This is a genomic window from Streptomyces sp. NPDC005774, assembly GCF_042871645.1.
Lineage (GTDB): Bacteria > Actinomycetota > Actinomycetes > Streptomycetales > Streptomycetaceae > Streptomyces > Streptomyces pratens.
This window is the reverse complement of the sequence record NZ_JBIAIV010000021.1, coordinates 1-20,277: the sequence shown is the minus strand read 5'-3', so window position 1 is coordinate 20,277 and position 20,277 is coordinate 1. Positions and strand designations below refer to the sequence as shown.

Sequence of the window (20,277 nt, the reverse complement as noted above, 5' to 3'; positions counted from 1 at the left end):
GGTGCGCCCCCCCCGCCCCGCGGGGCCCCGCGGGGGGTGTGGGGGGTGTGGGGGGGGGGGGGGGCCCCCCGCCCCCCCCCCCCCCCCCCCACTCACATACTCACGTGCCATCGCCATCGGGCCGGTGTCAGCGCACGGTGTCGGTCCTGCGGACCGACAGGAGGTCCTCCAGCTGCTCCTCGCGGGCCTGGGCGGCCACGAAGAGCAGTTCGTCGCCCGCTTCCAGGGAGTCCTCCCGGGTCGGGGTGAGGACGCGCGTCCCCCGGATGATCGTGACCAGCGAGGTGTCCTGAGGCCACTGGACGTCACCGACCTGGGTGCCGGCCAGCGCCGACTCCTCGGGCAGGGTCAGCTCGACCAGGTTGGCGTCCCCGTGGCTGAAGCGCAGCAGCCGGACCAGGTCGCCGACGCTGACCGCCTCCTCGACCAGGGCCGACATCAGGCGCGGGGTGGAGACGGCCACGTCCACGCCCCAGGACTCGTTGAACAGCCACTCGTTCTTGGGGTTGTTCACCCGGGACACGACGCGCGGAACGCCGTACTCCGTCTTGGCCAGCAGGGAGACGACCAGGTTGACCTTGTCGTCGCCGGTCGCGGCGATGACGACGTTGCAGCGCTGGAGCGCCGCCTCGTCCAGGGAGGTGATCTCGCAGGCGTCGGCGAGCAGCCACTCGGCCTGCGGAACGCGCTCGACCGAGATGGCGGTCGGCGCCTTGTCGATGAGCAGGACCTCGTGCCCGTTCTCCAGCAGTTCGCCCGCGATCGAGCGGCCCACTGCGCCGGCTCCGGCAATGGCGACCCTCATCACTGACCGTCCTCCTCTTCGGGGCCCTTGGCGAATGCCGCCTCGACCCGGTCGATCTCGTTCGTGCGCATCATCACGTGCACCAGGTCCCCCTCCTGCAGCACGGTCTGGGAACTGGGCAGGATCGCCTCGCCGAGCCGGGTGAGGAAGGCCACGCGGACGCCGGTCCGGTCCTGCAGCCCGCTGATCCGGTGCCCCACCCAGGCCTGTGAGGTGTGCACCTCGGCGAGCTGCACACCGCCGGTCGGATCGCGCCACAGCGGCTCGGCGCCCGAGGGGAGCAGCCTGCGCAGCATCTGGTCGGCCGTCCAGCGGACCGTCGCCACCGTGGGGATGCCCAGGCGCTGGTAGACCTCCGCGCGGCGGGGGTCGTAGATGCGGGCGGCGACGTTCTCGATGCCGAACATCTCGCGGGCCACCCGCGCGGCGATGATGTTGGAGTTGTCCCCGCTGGAGACGGCGGCGAAGGCGCCCGCGTCCTCGATGCCTGCCTCGCGCAGGGTGTCCTGGTCGAAGCCGATCCCGGTGACCCGGCGGCCGCCGAACGAGGAGCCCAGCCGGCGGAAGGAGGTGGGGTCCTTGTCGATGACGGCGACCGTGTGCCCCTGCTCCTCCAGGGTCTGGGCCAGGGTGGAACCCACTCGCCCGCACCCCATGATCACAATATGCATCGCGTCACACCGCGCTTCCTGCAGGCCCGTCGACCTTCATGACCATTGTGCTCATGTCTCTCTTTCGGCTCGCCGGGCAACCCGTGGCGGCCCGAGTACGGGCCGCCGGGCAACATCATGCCGGGACGGCGCGGCCCCGGTGCCTTCCGGGGGCCGACCGTCGCGCCCTGATGCCCGGGATCAACGTATCCGCGCGGGGAGGCGGTCAGCGGCGGGTGATGCTGCGCACGCTCGCCAGGGTCAGGACCCCGAGGCCGAGCAGCGCGGCGAGGGCGCCGATCAGTTCTGCGGGCGCGTGCATGGGAACCTCCACGGGGTGGCTGGTCCGAACGGACGGGGCACGGCCGCCCGTCCGGGCCGGCCGCCCCGGACGACGGACCGGGGCGGCCGGGCCGTGACGGACAGCGGCCCAGTCATATAGGCATGAAACCGGTGCGCAGCACAGAAACCGCAGCGCCGCCACCCGAGATTTCACCCGGAGAGCAGAGGACGTACGCCCGCACCACGGCGGTGACACGAGTGTCGTAGGGAAGCCGTATGGATCCGGGTGGCGGATGGGGCGCCCCCTGTTCGAAGGCCTACGATCCACTGTTGTGTCCAAACTGACCGACGTGCCCAAACGCATTCTCATCGGGCGCGCGTTGCGCAGCGACCGACTGGGCGAAACGCTTCTGCCCAAGCGTGTCGCACTCCCCGTCTTCGCATCCGACCCGCTGTCCTCCGTGGCGTACGCGCCCGGTGAGGTCCTGCTCGTCCTCTCCGTCGCGGGTCTGTCGGCCTACCACTTCAGCCCCTGGATCGCGGTCGCGATCGTCGTCCTGATGGTCACCGTGGTGGCCTCCTACCGCCAGAACGTGCATGCCTACCCCAGCGGCGGCGGCGCCTACGAGGTGGCGACCACCAACATCGGTGCCCGGGCGGGCCGGACGGTCGCCAGCGCCCTGCTCGTGGACTACGTCCTCACCGTGGCCGTGTCGATCTCCGCCGGCATCGAGAACCTGGGCTCCGCGATCCCGTTCGTCGTCGAACACAAGGTGGCCTGCGCGATCGCCGTGATCGTGCTGCTGACGCTGATGAATCTGCGGGGCGTGCGGGAGTCGGGCACCCTCTTCGCGATCCCGACCTACGTGTTCGTCGCAGGTGTGTTCACCATGATCGCGTGGGGCACCTTCCGCTCGGTGGTACTCGGCGACGAGATGCGGGCACCCACGGCGGACTACGAGATCAACCCCGAACACCCGGGCCTGACGGGCTTCGCCCTGGTCTTCCTCCTGCTGCGCGCCTTCTCCTCCGGCTGCGCCGCCCTCACCGGCGTCGAGGCGATCTCCAACGGCGTACCGGCCTTCCGCAAGCCCAAGTCCAAGAACGCGGCGACGACGCTCGCGCTGATGGGCCTGCTCGCCGTCACCATGTTCTGCGGCATCATCGCCCTGGCCGGCGCGACCGACGTGCGCATGGCGGAGAACCCGGCCAAGGACCTCTTCCACGACGGCGTGCCGCTCGGCCCCGACTACGTACAGCACCCGGTGATCTCGCAGGTCGCCGAGGCCGTGTTCGGCGAGGGCAGCCTGCTGTTCCTCGTCCTGGCCGCCGCCACCGCGCTGGTGCTGTTCCTCGCCGCGAACACCGCCTACAACGGCTTCCCGCTGCTCGGTTCGATACTCGCCCAGGACCGCTACCTCCCGCGCCAGCTGCACACCCGCGGCGACCGGCTCGCCTTCTCCAACGGCATCGTGCTGCTCGCCGGCGCAGCCATTCTGCTGGTATGGGCATACGACGCCAGCACCACGCGCCTGATCCAGCTCTACATCGTCGGCGTGTTCGTGTCCTTCACCCTCAGCCAGATCGGCATGGTCCGGCACTGGAACCGCCTGCTGGCCACCGAGAAGCAACAGGCCGCCCGCCGGCACATGATCCGCTCCCGGGCCATCAACGCCTTCGGTGCCTTCTTCACCGGCCTGGTCCTGGTCGTCGTGCTCGTCTCCAAGTTCATCCACGGCGCCTGGGTCGCGCTGCTCGGCATGTGCGTCTTCTACGTGTTGATGACAATGATCCGCAGGCACTACGACCGCGTCGCCGAGGAGGTCGCCGCCCCCGAGGGCCCCAGCGCCGACATGGTGCGCCCCTCCCGCGTTCACTCGATCGTCCTGGTCTCCAGGATCCACCGCCCCACGCTGCGCGCCCTCGCCTACGCCAAGCTGATGCGCTCCGACAGCCTCGAGGCGCTCAGTGTCAACGTCGACGCCGCGGAGACCCGGGCCCTGCACGCGGAATGGGAGCGGCGCGGCATCGAGGTGCCCCTGAAGGTGCTGGACTCCCCGTACCGCGAGGTCACCCGGCCAGTCATCGAGTACGTCAAGAACCTGCGCAAGGAGTCCCCGCGGGACGTGGTGTCCGTGTTCATCCCCGAGTACGTGGTCGGCCGCTGGTACGAGCAGCTGCTGCACAACCAGAGCGCGCTGCGGCTGAAGGCCCGGCTGCTGTTCACGCCGGGCGTGATGGTGACCTCGGTGCCGTACCAGCTGCAGTCGTCCGAGGCGGCCAGGCGGCGCGCCCGCAAGCGGCAGAACTGGGCGGCGCCGGGCTCGGTGCGGCGCGGTCCGGCGGAGCGGTCGAAGGACTCCTCCCCGCCCACGTAGCAGCGGTCGAAGGACGCCTTCCCGCACACGTAGACTGGAAGGCTGTTGTCGCGGGCCATCGCCCGCACCTTCGCCCCCCAAGTTGTGGAGTCACCCCGCCATGCAGGCAGAACCGAGGAAATCACTGGTGGGGGAGGAGTACGAGGTCGAGATCGGCCCCGTCGCCCACGGCGGCCACTGCATCGCCCGTACGTCCGAGGGCCAGGTGCTGTTCGTCCGGCACGCGCTGCCCGGCGAGCGGGTCGTCGCGCGGGTGACCGAGGGCGAGGAGGGCGCCCGCTTCCTGCGCGCGGACGCGGTGACGGTGCTGGACGCCTCCAAGGACCGGATCGACGCCCCCTGCCCGTACGCCGGGCCCGGCCGCTGCGGCGGCTGCGACTGGCAGCACGCCAAGCCGGGAGCGCAGCGCCGGCTCAAGGGCGAGGTCATCGCCGAGCAGCTCCAGCGGCTCGCCGGGCTCACGCCCGAGGAGGCCGGCTGGGACGGCACCGTCGTGCCCGCCGAGGGCGACAAGCTCCCCGCCGGCCAGGTCCCGGCGTGGCGCACGCGCGTGCAGTACGCGGTGACCGCCGACGGCCGCGCGGGCCTGCGCCGGCACCGCTCGCACGAGGTCGAGCCGATCGACCACTGCATGATCGCCGCGGAGGGCGTCAGCGAACTCGGCATCGAGAAGCGGGACTGGACCGGCATGGACTCCGTCGAGGCGATCGCCGCGACCGGCTCCCAGGACCGCCAGGTCGTCCTGACCCCGAAGCCGGGCGCGCGCCTCCCGCTGGTCGAACTCGACCGCCCGGTCTCCGTTCTGCGCATCGACGAACGCAACGGCCAGGTCCACCGCGTCCACGGCCGCCCCTTCGTCCGCGAACGCGCTGACGGCCGCACCCACCGGGTCGCCAACGGCGGCTTCTGGCAGGTCCACCCGCAGTCGGCGGACACCCTGGTCACCGCGGTCATGCAGGGCCTGCTGCCCCGCAAGGGCGACATGGCCCTCGACCTGTACTGCGGCGCCGGCCTGTTCGCGGGCGCCCTCGCCGACCGGGTCGGCGACGCGGGAGCCGTCCTCGGCATCGAGTCCGGCAAGCGCGCCGTCGAGGACGCCCGGCACAACCTCGCCGACTTCCCCCGCGTCCGCATCGAACAGGGCAAGGTCGACTCCGTCCTGCCCCGCACGGGCATCACCGAGGTCGACCTGATCGTCCTGGACCCGCCCCGCGCGGGCGCCGGCCGCAAGACGGTCGAGCACCTGTCGTCGCTGGGTGCGCGGAAGATCGCGTACGTGGCCTGCGACCCGGCCGCGCTGGCCCGCGACCTGGCGTACTTCCGGGACGGGGGGTACCGGGTGCGGACACTGCGGGCGTTCGACCTGTTCCCGATGACGCATCACGTGGAGTGCGTGGCGATCCTGGAGCCCGCGGAAAAGAGCCGCTGACCTGCGGTTCAGCAGGAGCGCCGGTGGGTCTCGACCTGTTTCGCGGTATCCAGCAGGTCGAACCCTTCGGGCCCGCCTCACCTGCGGATCTGTGCTGGAGTGACTGACGGGAGCGGCTGTGCGATGGCCGGTCGTCGGGACTCTTGGCGCTCATATGACGCTCGACCTCCGTCGGCGAGGCCGACCGGAACAAGGTGTCGCGACACCCATAACGGCCTTGTCGGGAGTCGCTGACCCGACTCTGCGACTCTCACCGTGAGTGACTTCTGTTACCCGTTATCAGGAAAGCCGGGCTGGACGGATTGTGTCTAAGTAGACTTAGACATGTCGTGGGCGATCCAGGCTGGTAGGGAGTTCCGGTGGACGAGAGCGTGCTTGCCAAGCCCGAGGACGTGGTCGACCGTGATCGTGAGTGGGGGTTGCTCACTGAGTTCGTCACGGACCCGGATCCGGCGATGCGTCTGGGGATCGTGTCGGGGCGCAGGCGGCACGGGAAGTCGTATCTTCTGCAGGCACTGTCGGAGCGGGTCGGGGGTCTGTACGTCACCGCGGTGCGGGAGGAAGGGCGACTGCCGGCGATTCAGCGGTTCAGCGATGCCATCGCGGCCCACGCCGGTCTGCGGCCCGGCACGCTGCGGTTGGCCGACTGGCGTGAGGTCCTGTCCAACGCCCTTGACGTCACCGCGCGATCACAGACCCCGCTGCTGGTGATCGACGAGTTGCCGTATCTCCTCCAGCACTCTCCTGAGATCCCTGGTTTGCTGCAGCAGCTCTATGACGAGCGCCAGCGGGGCATCGGTGCCGGACCTGGAGCGCGGGTGATCCTGTGTGGGTCCGCGATGAGCGTCATGCACGAACTGCTGTCGGGAACCAAGCCGTTGCGTGGCCGTGCGGTGATCGATCTGAGGCTGGGGGCCTTCGACTACCGGGCCAGCCGCACGTTCTGGCAGATCGGTGACCCGCTGACAGCCCTGCAGGTGGACGCCGTCCTCGGCGGTGCTCCCGGTTACCGGCCGGTGGCGGCCCGCCCGCACCCGAACGACGGCTTCGCCACCTGGCTGACGCGGACGCTTCTGGACCCGGGGCGAGCGGTGTACTCGCGCATCGAGACGGAGTATCTGCTGCGCGAGGATCCGCGGATCACCCAGCACACCCTCTACTACGACATCCTCACCGCGATCGCCCGGGGCGCCACCACCCCAACCAGGATCGGCGCGGCCCTGGAGCGGCAGCGCAACGCCGTCACCCACCCGCTCGACGTCCTGGAGTCCACCGGCTACATCCAGCGCGAGCAGGACATCCTGCGTCCCCGCCATCCCGTCATCACGCTGGCCGACCCCGTCATCCGCTTCAACCAGCTGATCACCCTGCCGCAGGCATCCACCGTCGAGCAGGGCTTCGCCGAAGAGGCGTGGCAGGCCGCCGCGCCGACCTTCAACTCCAAGATCCTCGGCCCCCACTTCGAGGACCTCGCCCGCGCCTTCACCCGCCGCTATGCCCACGCCCTGCTTCCCGGTGGCCTGCCCGGCCCGGTCGGCACCACCGAGGTGGCCGACCCGGCGGCCCGCACCAAGCACGAGGTCGACGTCATTGCCCTGGCCCTGGGCGAGCGTCCGCAGGCCCCCCATGCCCGGATCGCCCTCCTCGGCGAGGCCAAGGCCACCGCCGCCCGCAGTGGCACCGGAGACCTGCAACGCCTGGAACGCATCCGCGCCCTGCTCACCGACCAGGGCTACGACACCACGGGCACCACCCTGGCCCTGTTCTCCCTGCACGGGTTCTACCCGGACCTGATCGAGTCCGCGGCCGACCGTGACGATCTGCTCCTGGTTGACCTGGCGACTCTTTACGGAGTCGGGTAGCTCCCAGTCTGTTGCGATGTCACCGGCGGGCCCAGCGGCGCAGTGGGAGTGCCCGTGCACAGCAGTGGCGCGTCGCTGCTTGTCAGCCGCAGCCGGTTCACGACGGCCGCGGCGACGCCGGTACTGATGAACAGTCAGCCGGGGCGTCAGCGCTCGTTGAGGTCGTCGGTGACTGCGCGGTCGATGTCGTGCTGTGCCCTGTCCACCAGAGACTTGTAGAAGAGGCCAACGACAGAGCCCCGTGGGAGTCCGGCGTGGATGCGCTGAGGAGGGTGGCGGCCTGGTCGTAGGCGCTGGTCTTCTTGGTGGCGATGTGTGCCTAGATCTTCTGCCAGGCTGGTTCGGCCTCGCTCGCGAGGGCGGTCAGGCGCTGGGCGCGGGCGGTGGTCCGTTCGTGTTCGGTGCGCTTCTGGCGTTCGGCGCGCCGTGTGTGGGCGGCGTCCAGGAGGTGGGCGGCGGAGCGGCGCCCGGGGACCGTGGTGGGTGTCTCGGCGCCGTGCAGGCGGTGCAGGAGTTCGGTGCGCAGCCCGGGTTCCGGGCCGAGGGCGAGCCGCCGCAGCAGAGCGTCCTTCTCCTTCTGGGGCATTGCGGCGATCAGCGGGGCGAGTTCCTTCTTAGTGGGCCTGGCCGGTTTCCTGGGCGCGGCGGGACTGGCCTGGGCCGCGACGGTCAGCAGGTCGTCGTCCACGCGCAGGAAGTCCGCGAGCGCGCGCTGCGGGGCGGTCAGTTCGCCGAGCCCGGCCGGGACGGGCGGCTCCAGGCAGGTCTGGTACTCCTCTTCGTCGTCGTCCTCGAGTTCCCAGGCGGCGAGCGCGGAGAGCCAGGCGAGGTAGAGGGGGCGCAGGTTGCCGGTGGCGAGTTCGTCGCGGACGCCGGTAAGGGCGGCCAGGGAGTCGTCGGCGCCCTCGATCCAGTCGCCGCCTTCGTCGTCGCTGGTCGGGTCGAGCAGGAGGTGGGTGCGGGTGGTCCAGGCGTCGACCGCTCCACCAGGCGTTTCGCCTTCGACCGCACTCCCTCGACCTTCGCCGGGACTGCCTGAAGGCCCAGGGCCACGGCCAGCTGCCGGCAGCGCATGCCCTCCCGGCCCGCCGACTCCAGCACTGAGATGATCCGCTGGTAGTCCGCCGCGAGCACCGACGCCGGCATGCCTTCACTTCGGTGCGGCACCGGCGAACCCGCCATCGCGCCCCGCTCCGGCTCCGCTACTGCCGAAGACGGCTCGGCCAGCACCTCGGCCACCGTCGCCCGGGCATCCACCAGCCGCTGAAGCGAGCGTTCCGCCTCCCCGAGTGCGGCCTGCACCCGCTCGGCCTCCTCCCGCAACCCCGCGATCTCTTCCCGGACCCTTTTCTCCCGGGCCTCCAGCAGACCGAGCACCGACGGCACCAGCCACCTCCACGAGCCGGACGAGCGGACGAACCACGCCCATCTCTGCCGCCCCTGACCGGAGTTCATGCCTACCCACCCCGAACCAACCGGCCACGTCCGGAAAGCGGATGGCGTCTACACCAGACGGTCAAGAGCGGCGTCCGCTCCGCACTTGACGCAGGCCATGGCACCCTGGCGGCGCAGTGCACCTGCCCGAGTGCCTCTGACCGGGATGTACGGCGCGGTGATCTCCCACTCGGTATCCGAGGTGTCCGACGGACAGCGGCGCGGACGATTCACCGCGACACACCCACCCACAAGACATCGATGATCAACATCACCATCTACAACGGACGCCGGCTGCTTCACAGGCTCTAACGGTCGTTTCAGGTTCGCTCATTAGGAAGTAGGCCAGCGGACAAGCGATGTAACCCGTATGTAGGAGGCTAGTGATGGTAGTCAACGAAGCGCCGTCCGGCGAAGCGCCAGCCGGTCGGTTGGCAGGCCGGTGGGTGCCGTGGATGGTGATTGGCTTGTGGTTGGTGCTGGCGGCGTTCATGGTGCCGCTGAGCGGAAAGTTGAGTTCGGTCACCACCGACAGTGCCGCGGACACCCTGCCGGCCAGCGCCGAGTCCACCAAGGTCGCGGTACTGGAGGACAGTCTCCCCGACGGTGACGACAACATGTTCGTCTTCGTGTACCACCGCGCCGGCGGCATGACCGACGCCGACCGCGCGACGGTCGAGCGCCACTACAACACCCTTGCCAAGCGGTACCCGCCGAAGGTGGCGGCCCCGGCCGGCGGCGGCGACGACGACGAGGGCCCACCGACGAGCCCCTCCACCGACGGCAAGGCGATGATGTTCAACCTCGAGGTGAGCACGACCTACGGCGCACCGGAGGACATCGTCGGCCCGCTGCGTGACGCCGCGAAGGACCGCCCCGCCGGCCTGGAACTCGACGTGACCGGCCCGGGCGCGATCGACGGCGACATGGATGCCGTCTTCGACGGCATCGACGTGCAGGTCCTCCTCACCACCATTGCCGTCGTCACGCTCCTGCTCATCCTCACCTACCGCAGCCCGGTGTTGTGGATCATCCCGCTGGTGGCCGTGGGCGCGGCCGCACTGACCTCGATGGCGACCGTCTACCTGCTCGTCAAGGGCTTCGGCATCGTGGTCAACGACCAGAACTCGGCGCTGCTGACGATCCTGGTATTCGGCGTCGGCACGGACTACGCGCTGTTGCTCATCGCTCGATATCGGGAGGCACTGCACCACCACGAGAATGTCCGGGTCGCGATGGTCCACGCGCTGCGCTCCGCGGCGCCGGCCATCGTCGCGTCCGCGGCCACCGTGATCGCCGGCCTGCTCTGCCTGCTCGTCGCGGACCTGAACAGCACCAGCGGGTTGGGCCCGATCGGCGCGGCCGGCATCCTGTGCGCGCTGGTGGCCATGCTGACGCTGTTCCCGGCGGTGCTCGTGGTGCTCGGCAGGCGGATCTTCTGGCCGGCCATCCCGCGATTCAGCACGGCCGTGGAGGAGAAGCCGGGGCTGTGGGGACGGCTCGGCACCGCCATAAGCCGCCGCCGGTGGGTGGCGACGCTCGGCTCGCTCGGATTCCTCGGCGTGCTCGCCATCGGGCTGGCGGGCAACACCGGCAACCTACGGGAGCAGGACCAGTTCCTGTCAGCGCCGGAGTCGGTCACCGGCTTCACCGTTCTCCGCCAGCACTTCCCGGAGCTCGGCGGCCAGCCGATGACGATCTTCACGCGGCCGGCGCACCAGGAGCGGGTGCTCGACATCGTCAAGGACACTCGCGGTGTGGCCCTGGCCGTCCCGGAGCAGACCAGCGGTGGCTGGGTCAACATCTCCGTGTTCCCGAAGGACGCGCCGGACACCGTCGCAGAGTACGACACGATCAAGCGGGTGCGCACCGCCGTGCACGCGGTGAGCGGGGCGGAGGCGATCGTCGGCGGGCCGAGTGCGGAGAACCTCGACACCGAGGTGACCACCAAGCGCGACGAGAAGCTGGTGATCCCGCTGGTGCTCGCGGTCGTCCTGATCGTCCTCGGGCTGCTGCTGCGCGCGATCCTGGCCCCGCTGGTCCTGATGGCCACCGTGATCGTCTCATTCGCCGCGGCCTTCGGCGGCAGCGTGTTCGTCTTCGACACGATCCTCGGGTTCAAGGGCGTCGACTCTTCGGTGCCACTGCTGGCATTCCTGTTCCTGGTGGCGCTCGGCGTGGACTACAACATCTTCCTGGCCAGCCGGGCCCGGGAGGAGACCGTGCGCCTCGGCACCAGAGAAGGCATGCTCAAAGCCCTCTCCGCCACCGGTGGCGTCATCACCTCGGCAGGCCTGGTCCTGGCGGCAACGTTCGCGGTCCTCGTCACACTTCCGCTGGTGATGCTGATCGAGGTCGGGTTCCTGGTCGCCTTCGGCGTGCTGCTCGACGCTCTGCTGGTGCGGTCGGTCCTGGTGCCCGCCCTCACCCTGCTGATCGGCCGGCGGATGTGGTGGCCGAGCCGGCTGTCCCGTCCAGCGGCGGAGCTGCCGGACGGTCAACAGCCGCTCGCCGACGACGAGGAGCCCGCGCTGCAACGGTGAGCGCGGTGGCACGGACGAGATCCGGGACGGGGACCCAGGCCCGTCCCGGATCTTTTCATGGGCCTGACGGTCGCCGCCCTTTGGCCCTGCGCCACGCGCCGGGGCTGGTGTCGGCGTACGCCTGAGCGTGCTCAACCCCGTACAGGTGAACGTGCTCAGTTGATGATGCGCTGACCACGGGTTCCCGTCAGTCCGCAAAGGACGGTCGACAGCGTCGGACAGCCGAGCACTCCTCATGCCACCTTGATGACAACCTTGCCCGAGGTGTGACCGTTCTCGACGGTGGCGAGGGCGGCCGGGGCGTCGGAGAGCGGATGGATCGCGGTGATTACGGGTGCGAGAAGTCCGTCGAGGGCCAGCCGGGCTGACCGTTCCAGGTTCTCGCGGTCGAGGTGACGCTCGACGAAACGCCCACCGAGATCGGGCACAGACATATCACCCACTGCGATGACGTTGCGGGGATCCTGGGCCAGCGAAGCGACCGTCCGCAGCGAGGTGCCTCCGACCAGGTCGACGATCCCGTCGAAGCCGTCCGGAACCAGCTCGCGTGCCGCGGCGGCGACGTCCTCGGCCGTGTAATCGATGAACCGCACTCCGATGGCCTCGGCGTGCTCGCGTTTGGCGGTACTTCCGGTGCCGATCACACGCAGCTCGCGCCCGACAGCCAGCCGGGCGACGGCGAGGCCGACCCCGCCCCCGACCCCGTTGACCAGCACCGTGGCACCGGCCGGGAGGCCGAGCTGGTCAAGCACGTCCACCGCGGTTGTCCCGGCCACTGGCAGCGTTGCCGCCACGGCCGCGGACAGACCCTTCGGGATGCGCGCGGTGTTCGGCGCGGACAGCACCGTCGTCTCGGCGTAGGTGCCGCCACCGGTGAGCGCGAAGCCGAAGACCGCGTCACCCACCTCGAGCCCGTTGACGTCCTCGCCCCGGGCGAGAACCGTTCCGGCTGCCTCCATGCCCAGCACGCGGGGAAACGGACGCCCGCCGTCGAGCCCGTCGACCAGACCCGAGCGCAGCAGGTGGTCGAGGGGATTCACGCCGGCGACGTCGACCCGGATCAGCACCTCGCTGCGATCGGGGACGGGATCGGGACGATCGAAGAACTCCTGCACCTCAGACCCGCCATACCTGCCGAAACCCCACGCCTGCCCCATCTTCCGCCGCCTCTCGTACAACCGACCCGGTGATTCCGGGCGTTGTCGCCATCCTCACCTCTGACATTGATGTGAGGGGCAACCGGCTGAGATGCAGATCACAGCATCAGGCTGACTGTGCCACCGGTTCCGAGGCCGTGGACAGCTCCGCCCGGTGCCGACTGTTGGCCCTGATCAGCACGTCGAGTGCATCCCGGGTCTCGATCAGGTGCGCGATGTCGGCGTCGATCCGGTCGCGCTCGCGGATCATCGCCGTGAACGTCTCCTCGGCGACGCCCAGGTCACCCGGGACGTCCACACACGGCAGCACAGTCGCGATCATCCGGCTGGACATACCCGCGTCGAACAGCTGTCGGATGAGCAACACGCGCTGGACCGCAGCATCGGAATAGTGACGCTGCCCAGCGTCGGAGCGTGAGCTGGTCAGCAGGCCCTGCTCTTCGTAGTACCGCAGTGAGCGCGGACTCACGCCCGTGCGCTTGGACAGCTCGCCTATCCGCATCCCTGAGAGCCTACGCCCGCGTGCTCCAAGTTCAGACCGCCGGCAAGTCATCGACGCTCGCGGACACTTCCACGGCCGCAAGGCTGTCGTCCCGGTCTCACGACCGAGCACTTTTCTCAGTACGCCGACAGCTGGGGTCGGCGCATCGCGGTGTCCTGCCCCGAGGGTGAGCCGCGCGGGGCCATGCCCGAGGGCCACCGTCCCTTGTCCTGCGCCGCGCCGCAGGGGCGGGTCAGCGCACCGCGGTGTCCTCCCCGGCGGTGAGCCGCGCGATCGGGTCGGGCGGGGCCGCGGCCGGAAGGTCGACCCGAAGCAGCGCGCCACCGCGTGCGGAGCGGGCGACGGTGGCCCGGCCGCCGTGGGCGTCGACGACCCGCTGCACGATCGACAGCCCCAGGCCGGATCCCGGCAACGCCCGGGCACTGTCGGCACGGTAGAACCGGTCGAACACCCGCGGTACGTCGGCGGCGTCGATGCCCGGCCCGGCGTCGTCGACCTCGAGCACCGCCGACGCGCCCTCGGCACGGAGCCGGACCTGGACCGGCTGGTCCGCGGGGGACCACTTGCCGGCGTTGTCGATCAGGTTGAGCACCGCCCGCTGGAGCGCAGCGGGACGCCCGCTCACCCACACGGAGGTCACTTCGAGCGCGACCTCGATGTCGGGCACGCGGGAACGCGCCCGGGTCGCGGCGGCCACCACCACGTCGGCGAGGTCGAGCAGCTCGGTGTTCTCGTCGCTGACGTCACCGCGCGCCAGGTCGGTCAGCTCGGCGGAAAGGGTGCTCAACTCGGCCACCTGGGCGCCGAGATCGTTGAGCAGCCGGGTCCGGCTCTCCGCCGGCAGTGCGCTGTCCAGGGTGCCGCGCCGATCGAGCCGGATCAGCAGCTCGACGTTGAGGCGCAGGCTGGTGAGCGGGGTCTTGAGCTCGTGGGCGGCGTCCTCGGCGAGCAGCTGCTGGGCCCGCCGGGAGTTCCGGAGCGCGGCGAGCATGTCGTTGATCGACTGGATCAGCCGCCGGATCTCCCCACCGCCCTCGTCCGGGATGTCGGCGTCGAGATCCCGGGTGTGCGCGACACGTACCGCGGCGGCGGTCAGCCGGTCGATCGGTGCCAGCCCGGTCCGCGCCACGGTCCGCCCGACAAGGGCCCCGCCGGCCACGCAGAACAGCCCGATCAGCAGCATGCCGAACCCGAACCGGTTGATCGGGCTGTCGTCGGCGACGCGGGCCACCTGAACCGCGCCGTCGCCCGCCCGCAGCGTGTAGATGAGGTAGCCCTCTTCGCTGTCGTTCGACTCCATCAGGTCGGCCGACGCGCCCTGCGCCACGCGCCCGGCGTGCTCGCTGACGGGGGGCAGCGCGGGTTGGCCGGCCGGCGTCCGGGTCGAGCCGTCGGGCAGGATGACCCGCACCAGCCGACCGGATCCGGGATACGGCGGTAGCTGGACCTGCGCCAGACCGGCGCGCTGCGCGTTCGTCGCCAGGACGCGGGAGTCGGCGCGTAGCTGATTCTCGGTGGTGTCCCGCAGCTCCCAGTCCAGTAGCTCGCTGGCCACCTGGAAGGCCGCGAACACGCTGACCGCGATGGCCGTCGCCGCGATCACCGTCAGCCTGGTCCGCAGGGACCTCCGGCGCCACCATCGGGTCAGCCGGCGCGCTTCCCGGCCGGCGGGCCTGCTCACGGAGGAGTCTCCCGCAACGTGTAGCCCAGGCCGCGCAGCGTGTAGATCAATCGCGGCTCACCCTCGGCCTCCATCTTGCGGCGCAGGTAGCTCACGTATACCTGGAGGTTGTTGGCGGTGGCGCTCATGTCGAAGCCCCAGATCGCCTCGAACAGCACGTCGCGGGTCAAGACCCGGGTCGCGTTGCGCATGAGGACCTGCAGGAGGGAGAACTCGGTCCGGGTCAGGCGCAGCGGCCGCCCGCCCCGCCACGCCTCGAACCTGTCGGGATCAAGGCGGACGTCGGCGAACGACAGGACCTGCGACTCCCCGTCGGTCGGCGTGCGCCGTCGCAGCAGGGCCCGCACCCGGGCCAGCAACTCCTCGGTGGCGAACGGCTTGGGCAGGTAGTCGTCGGCGCCCGCGTCCAGCCCCGTGACCCGGTCGGAGACCTGGTCACGGGCGGTCAGCATCAGCACCGGCAGATCCCGACCCGCGGCCCGCAACCGCCGGCAGGTCTCCAACCCGCCGAGGCGGGGCATCATCACGTCGAGGATCAGCAGATCCAGCGTGTCACCGTCGGCCCCACCAACCCCGTCGAGCACGGCGAGACCGTTGGCGACGGTGCTGGTGTCGTAACCCTCGACCTGGAGCACCCGCTCCAGCGACTCACGGATGGCCGCTTCATCATCCGCGATCATGATCCGCACGCCGGCCCGCCCCCTTCCAGTCGATGCCTTTGCCGCTCATCGTCCCCGATCAACCTGAGACCAGGATTAGAACCCCGCGCTCATCTGCTGGCGGTGCTTGCCTCCGGCGGTGCGGCCGCGGACGGTGCGGACATGAGGAGAACGCAGGAGTCAGTGGACGGGCTGAGCCTGGACCTGCTGGACGTGCGGCGGGCTGAGGCTGGTCGGTGAGGACGGTCTGCTGCCCGCGATCACTCAGCACCTGATGCAGGCCGCTCTGGAGGCCAGTTCCCGGAGTACGGGCTCGACCCCCAGGTGCGGGTGCTCGTCAACGAGCGCCGTCACCTGGGCCGGGTCGGGTCGAGCTGGGCCGCGAAAAAAGCGGAGGCCGTCCGCAGGACTCCATTCGCACGCTTGAGCTGGGCGTTCTCCTTGCGAAGGGCGGCAAGCTCCTCACGCTCGGCTGTGGTGAGCATGTCGCCTCACTCGCCTCGGCCTCGATCAGTTCCTGCAGCAGCCGCTCGGCGACCTCCCGGACGAGTTCAAGACCATCTGCCGAACGTAGTGACTCAAGCAGGCGAAGCAGGTCATGCTGGGACAAGGCCACCGTGCACCCCCTGGGGTCGAACTGCCCGTTCACTCCGGATAGTTGCACGGTGGCCTGCCAGTTGAGCAGGGAGCAGACACCGGCAGATGGCGCAGACGAGGGAGCAGACCCCGCGCACTCAGCCGCGGTGATCCCCTACACCACACAGCGGGACGCGATCGCCGGCAATGCCCGCTCCTGCGGCAGAGGACCCGATCGTTCTGCGGGACGGCAGTGACTCCTTCGGCGTCGATGAGGAGCGCGTGCTCGTCCTGTGGAGTGGGAGTGCCGGGAGTACCCGCGAGAGGCGCCCTGCGCAAGGTCAAGAACCTTGCTGGACGGGTTGGCACCGAAGTTCCAGCGGAGGATGACGCCCTCAACCTTCCTGCGGCACGGGCAGAACAGGAGAGCCTCAAGTGGTCTGCTGCGCACCGAGGATGGTCGAGTCGAGCAGTTCCTCGGCCTCCCCGTCGGACAGTGAGAGCGCCAGTGCGAGTTCTGCGAGGACCGGCTGGCGGGCGTGCTTGAGCATGTCCCTCTCCGCCGAGGAAAGCCCGCGCTCCTCCTGACGTCGTGTGAGGTCGCGAACGACGCCGGCGGTGAGCAGGGGGTCGCCGACCCGGAGCTTCTCACCGTTGGCCTTGAACCGCCGTGACCAGATTTCCTCCTGCTCGCCGGTGGGAGCCCTCAGGACGTCGAGCAGTTCCTGTACCTGTGTCGCGGCGTAGACCGAGCGCAGTCCCACCTCGTCGGCCTTCTCGACCGGAACGGCGATGTGCAGGTCGGTCCGGTGGATCTGGAACTGGACGTAACGCCTGCTCCTGCCGTTGACCGAGCGGTCGAGAACCTCGGTGACGGTGGCCGGGCCGTGGTGGGGGTGGATGAGTGTCTGGCCCTCGGAGAACTGCATGCCGTTCAACCCTCGCTGTGCGTGCGGCGCCGCGTTCGGCCGGGCCCGAGCGTGATGCAGGGCGTACGGCCGTCCCACCGCTCGGTCCCGGCCGCGGACGGCCGGTGGCGGGCAAGTGTGGGAGCGCAGAGATCGGCGCGGTCATACGGATGAGCGCGCAAAGAACTCTGCGAACCAGCTCTTCCATTTTCCCACCGCACCGCGCGTGGCTCTGGATGTAATTCCGGTCACATCCGCGGGGTGCGCCAGGCCGAAGGATGGTCCCGTACAGGACGTAGGTGTCAGCTGAACGTATGGCGCTCTGCTTTGCGGTGTCTGTGCGTTGAATGTCCCCGCGTGAGGCCGGCATCATCTCTCTGCGCTACGGGCTCCTGGGCGGCAGTCCCCGGACCCTGGAGGAGATCGGCAGGATCTACGGCGTGACACGCGAACGCATACGCCAGATCGAGGCCAAGACAATGAGCAAGCTGCGCCACCCGTCACGCTCGAACGTGCTGCGGGACTACCTCACTGACGACTGACGGAAGCCGGGGGCCTGCCCCCCGGCCCGGGGTGAAGGTCGGCACGGCGCGGGTGTGCTGTGTCTCCTGGGCGCGTCGTGCGGCTTCTTCGAGGCCCTGTTCGTCGGCGATGGCCTCTTCGTACTATGCGTCGACCGGGCCGAGCGCAAAGCTGAGATCGCGGCGCATGTTGGTCGTGGCGCTTGCCATGCCCGCCAGGTGCGGGGCACGCTGTCGGATCGCATCGCGGATCTTACGGCCGGCGCCACGCTTGTGGGCGGCAAGATCGAATATGACCTGGGCTCGCAATGATTTCCTCCTGTCATGTCTGGTACACGGGGACCCGACTCGAGATACCCGTCGGGCGGGTCGGCTCGCCTCGCTCGTGACGCTCGTTTGACGCTCTACGATTCTCACGGCAGGCCCAGAGGACAGAAAATACCGCCTGACCTGGTACTTCTCGCCGACCGCCGTCTGGCACGTGTTTCCGATGACGCACCACGTGGAGTGCGTGGCGATCCTGGAGCCCGCGGAAAAGAGCCGCTGACCTGCGGTTCAGCAGGAGCGCCGGTGGGTCTCGACCCGTTTCGCGGTATCCAACAGGTCGAACCCTTCGGGCTCACCTCACCTGCGGATTTGTGCTGGAGTGACTGGTGGGAGCAGTTGCGTGATGTCCGGTCGTCGGAACTCTTGACGCTCATGTGACGCTCGACTCCCCTCGACGAGGCCGACGGGAGCAGAGTCTCGCGACGCCCGTAACGGCCTTGTCGGGGAGCCGCTGACACGGCTCTGCGACGATCACCGTGAGTTCCTCTGTTGCCCGGCATCAGGAAAGTCGGGCTGGACGGATTCCGTCTAAGTAGACTTAGACAGAATCGTGGTCGATCCAGGCTGATGGGGAGTTCCGGTGGACGAGAGCGTGCTTGCCAAACCCGAGGACGTGGTCGACCGTGATCGTGAGTGGGGGTTGCTCACCGAGTTCGTCACGGACCCGGATCCGGCGATGCGTCTGGGGATCGTGTCGGGGCGCAGGCGGCACGGGAAGTCGTATCTCCTGCAGGCGCTGTCGGAGCGGGTCGGGGGTCTGTACGTCACCGCGGTGCGGGAGGAAGGACGGCTGCCGGCGCTTCAGCGGTTCAGCGACGCCCTCGCGGCGCACGCCGGTCTGCGGCCCGGCACGCTGCGGTTGACCGACTGGCGTGAGGTCCTGTCCAACGCCCTTGACGTCACCGCGCGTGCACGGACTCCGCTGCTGGTGATCGACGAGTTGCCGTATCTCCTGCAGCACTCTCCCGAGATCCCGGGCCTGCTGCAGCAGCTCTATGACGAGCGCCAGCGGGGCATCGGTGCCGGACCCGGAGCGCGGGTGATCCTGTGCGGGTCCGCGATGAGCGTCATGCACGAACTGCTGTCGGGAACCAAGCCGTTGCGTGGCCGTGCGGTGATCGATCTGAGGCTGGGGGCCTTCGACTACCGGGCCAGCCGCACGTTCTGGCAGATCGACGACCCGCTGACCGCCCTGCGGGTGCACGCCGTCCTCGGCGGCGCTCCCGGTTACCGGCCGGTGGCGGCCCGCCCGCACCCGAACGACGGCTTCGCCACCTGGCTGACGCGGACGCTTCTGGACCCGGGCCGGGCGGTGTACTCGCGCACGGAGACGGAGTATCTGCTGCGCGAGGATCCGCGGATCACCCAGCACACCCTCTACTACGACATCCTCACCGCGATCGCCCGGGGCGCCACCACCCCCACCAGGATCGGCGCGGCCCTGGAACGGCAGCGCAACGCCGTCACCCACCCGCTCGACGTCCTGGAGTCCACCGGCTACATCCAGCGCGAGCAGGACATCCTGCGTCCCCGCCACCCCGTCATCACCCTGGCCGACCCCGTCATCCGCTTCAACCAGCTGATCACCCTGCCGCAGGCATCCACCGTCGAGCAGGGCTTCGCCGAAGAGGCGTGGCAGGCCGCCGCGCCGACCTTCAACTCCAAGATCCTCGGCCCCCACTTCGAGGACCTCGCCCGCGCCTTCACCCGCCGGTACGCCCACGCCCTGCTTCCCGGTGGCCTGCCCGGCCCGGTCGGCACCACCGAGGTGGCCGACCCGGCAGCTCGCACCAAGCACGAGGTCGACGTCATCGCCCTGGCCCTGGGCGAGCGTCCGCAGGCCCCCCATGCCCGGATCGCCCTCCTCGGCGAGGCCAAGGCCACCGCCGCCCGCCGCGGTACCGGAGACCTGCAACGCCTGGAACACATCCGCGCCCTGCTCACCGACCAGGGCTACGACACCACGGGCACCACCCTGGCCCTGTTCTCCCTGCACGGGTTCTACCCGGACCTGATCGAGTCCGCGGCCAGCCGCGACGATCTGCTCCTGGTTGACCTGGCGACTCTCTACGGGGTCGGGTAGCCACCACTCCTGTCGCGATGACGACGGCGGGCCCAGCGGCGCAGTGGGAGTGCCCGCGCACAGCAGTGGCGCGCCGCTGCTTGTCAGCCGCAGCCGGTTCACGTCGGCCGCAGCGACGCCGATGCGGATGAACAGTCAGCCGGGTCGTCAGCGCTCGTTGAGCCTCGATCCACCGCGTAGCGGTCGGGTTGTGGACGGGGAGAACGGAAGAGGTGCCCGCTGAACTGGGATGATGGGAGTTCCTACGCTTCCACCAGACCCGAGCAAGAGGGCACCTCGTAAGTGAAATCTTCCCATAGCCCGGCGCGAGTGTTCGCCGCGTTCGACGACCCGAATCTGATCGCGCATGCCGGGCTGATCCCGGTGATCCGGCTGGCCGAGCGGTGCGGGCTGCCCGCCCTGGTGGCCGAGAAGGTCCACCTGACCGGCGCGAAGAACGGGGCCGGCACGGCCGCCGAGGCGAAGGCGATGAGCATCGTG

15 protein-coding genes and 1 pseudogene are annotated in these 20,277 nt (G+C 69.7%); 7 read left to right on the top strand and 9 right to left on the bottom strand.

Annotation, left to right across the window (positions count from 1 at the left end):
• Positions 1–127: 127 nt before the first annotated feature.
• On the bottom strand, positions 128–805 hold the full coding sequence (locus tag ACFYQA_RS20065) for a TrkA family potassium uptake protein (RefSeq protein WP_332431114.1): 678 nt from the start codon (positions 803–805) through the stop codon (positions 128–130).
• On the bottom strand, positions 805–1,476 hold the full coding sequence (locus tag ACFYQA_RS20060) for a potassium channel family protein (protein ID WP_388919336.1): 672 nt from the start codon (positions 1,474–1,476) through the stop codon (positions 805–807). The genes ACFYQA_RS20065 and ACFYQA_RS20060 overlap by 1 nt, the downstream gene beginning before the upstream one ends.
• 593 nt (positions 1,477–2,069) lie before the next feature.
• Here ACFYQA_RS20060 and ACFYQA_RS20055 point away from each other — a divergent pair.
• From ACFYQA_RS20055 to ACFYQA_RS20045, 3 genes are all read left to right on the top strand, one after another.
• Positions 2,070–4,115 carry an APC family permease gene (locus tag ACFYQA_RS20055; protein WP_388919333.1) on the top strand — a complete coding sequence of 682 codons (2,046 nt, stop codon included), beginning with the start codon at positions 2,070–2,072 and terminating at the stop codon, positions 4,113–4,115.
• 100 nt (positions 4,116–4,215) lie between these two features.
• Positions 4,216–5,544, top strand: a complete 1,329-nt coding sequence (locus ACFYQA_RS20050; RefSeq protein WP_388919331.1) for a class I SAM-dependent RNA methyltransferase — start codon at positions 4,216–4,218, stop codon at positions 5,542–5,544.
• A 359-nt stretch (positions 5,545–5,903) separates the two neighbouring features.
• Positions 5,904–7,406 (top strand): ATP-binding protein, encoded by a 1,503-nt coding sequence (locus tag ACFYQA_RS20045; RefSeq protein WP_388919328.1) that lies wholly within the window; start codon positions 5,904–5,906, stop codon positions 7,404–7,406.
• 319 nt (positions 7,407–7,725) lie between these two features.
• On the opposite strand, the gene ACFYQA_RS20040 is transcribed toward ACFYQA_RS20045, so the two are convergent.
• A complete protein-coding gene (locus tag ACFYQA_RS20040) occupies positions 7,726–8,094 on the bottom strand; it encodes a hypothetical protein (protein WP_388919325.1) in 369 nt (122 codons plus the stop codon).
• A gap of 1,132 nt (positions 8,095–9,226) precedes the next feature.
• Between ACFYQA_RS20040 and ACFYQA_RS20035 the strand changes: the two genes are divergently transcribed.
• Positions 9,227–11,383 carry an MMPL family transporter gene (locus tag ACFYQA_RS20035; RefSeq protein WP_388919322.1) on the top strand — a complete coding sequence of 719 codons (2,157 nt, stop codon included), beginning with the start codon at positions 9,227–9,229 and terminating at the stop codon, positions 11,381–11,383.
• A 233-nt stretch (positions 11,384–11,616) separates the two neighbouring features.
• Here ACFYQA_RS20035 and ACFYQA_RS20030 read toward each other — a convergent pair whose 3' ends face one another.
• From ACFYQA_RS20030 to ACFYQA_RS20005, 6 genes are all read right to left on the bottom strand, one after another.
• Positions 11,617–12,498, bottom strand: a complete 882-nt coding sequence (locus ACFYQA_RS20030) for an NADP-dependent oxidoreductase (RefSeq protein WP_388919319.1) — start codon at positions 12,496–12,498, stop codon at positions 11,617–11,619.
• A 148-nt stretch (positions 12,499–12,646) separates the two neighbouring features.
• Complete coding sequence (locus ACFYQA_RS20025; protein WP_388222461.1) at positions 12,647–13,042, bottom strand: MerR family transcriptional regulator; 396 nt, start codon at positions 13,040–13,042, stop codon at positions 12,647–12,649.
• 232 nt (positions 13,043–13,274) lie between these two features.
• Positions 13,275–14,723: an ATP-binding protein gene (locus ACFYQA_RS20020; protein WP_388919316.1), complete on the bottom strand. Its 1,449-nt coding sequence runs from the start codon at positions 14,721–14,723 to the stop codon at positions 13,275–13,277.
• Positions 14,720–15,412 carry a response regulator transcription factor gene (locus ACFYQA_RS20015; protein WP_388222457.1) on the bottom strand — a complete coding sequence of 231 codons (693 nt, stop codon included), beginning with the start codon at positions 15,410–15,412 and terminating at the stop codon, positions 14,720–14,722. The genes ACFYQA_RS20020 and ACFYQA_RS20015 overlap by 4 nt, the downstream gene beginning before the upstream one ends.
• A 320-nt stretch (positions 15,413–15,732) precedes the next feature.
• Complete coding sequence (locus ACFYQA_RS20010; protein ID WP_388919312.1) at positions 15,733–15,867, bottom strand: hypothetical protein; 135 nt, start codon at positions 15,865–15,867, stop codon at positions 15,733–15,735.
• Between the two features lie 522 nt (positions 15,868–16,389).
• Positions 16,390–16,887: a CarD family transcriptional regulator gene (locus ACFYQA_RS20005; protein WP_388919309.1), complete on the bottom strand. Its 498-nt coding sequence runs from the start codon at positions 16,885–16,887 to the stop codon at positions 16,390–16,392.
• Between the two features lie 326 nt (positions 16,888–17,213).
• Between ACFYQA_RS20005 and ACFYQA_RS20000 the strand changes: the two are divergent.
• From ACFYQA_RS20000 to ACFYQA_RS19990, 3 genes and pseudogenes are all read left to right on the top strand, one after another.
• Positions 17,214–17,408: pseudogene (locus tag ACFYQA_RS20000) on the top strand (sigma factor-like helix-turn-helix DNA-binding protein); the annotation flags it as partial.
• Positions 17,409–17,462: 54 nt separating this feature from the next.
• Entirely contained in the window at positions 17,463–17,699 is a 237-nt protein-coding gene (locus ACFYQA_RS19995; RefSeq protein ID WP_388222452.1) for a hypothetical protein, read from the top strand.
• 595 nt (positions 17,700–18,294) lie between these two features.
• A complete protein-coding gene (locus tag ACFYQA_RS19990) occupies positions 18,295–19,797 on the top strand; it encodes an ATP-binding protein (RefSeq protein WP_388919305.1) in 1,503 nt (500 codons plus the stop codon).
• The last annotated feature ends 480 nt before the right edge of the window (positions 19,798–20,277 follow it).

Bases quoted from the DNA above. Each gene is read 5' to 3' on its own strand.
- ACFYQA_RS20065 (WP_332431114.1), bottom strand. From the start codon at position 805: ATGAGGGTCGCCATTGCCGGAGCCGGCGCAGTGGGCCGCTCGATCGCG.
- ACFYQA_RS20060 (WP_388919336.1), bottom strand. From the start codon at position 1,476: ATGCATATTGTGATCATGGGGTGCGGGCGAGTGGGTTCCACCCTGGCC.
- ACFYQA_RS20050 (WP_388919331.1), top strand. From the start codon at position 4,216: ATGCAGGCAGAACCGAGGAAATCACTGGTGGGGGAGGAGTACGAGGTC.
- ACFYQA_RS20035 (WP_388919322.1), top strand. From the start codon at position 9,227: ATGGTAGTCAACGAAGCGCCGTCCGGCGAAGCGCCAGCCGGTCGGTTG.
- ACFYQA_RS20025 (WP_388222461.1), bottom strand. From the start codon at position 13,042: ATGCGGATAGGCGAGCTGTCCAAGCGCACGGGCGTGAGTCCGCGCTCA.
- ACFYQA_RS20010 (WP_388919312.1), bottom strand. From the start codon at position 15,867: ATGCTCACCACAGCCGAGCGTGAGGAGCTTGCCGCCCTTCGCAAGGAG.
- ACFYQA_RS20005 (WP_388919309.1), bottom strand. From the start codon at position 16,887: ATGCAGTTCTCCGAGGGCCAGACACTCATCCACCCCCACCACGGCCCG.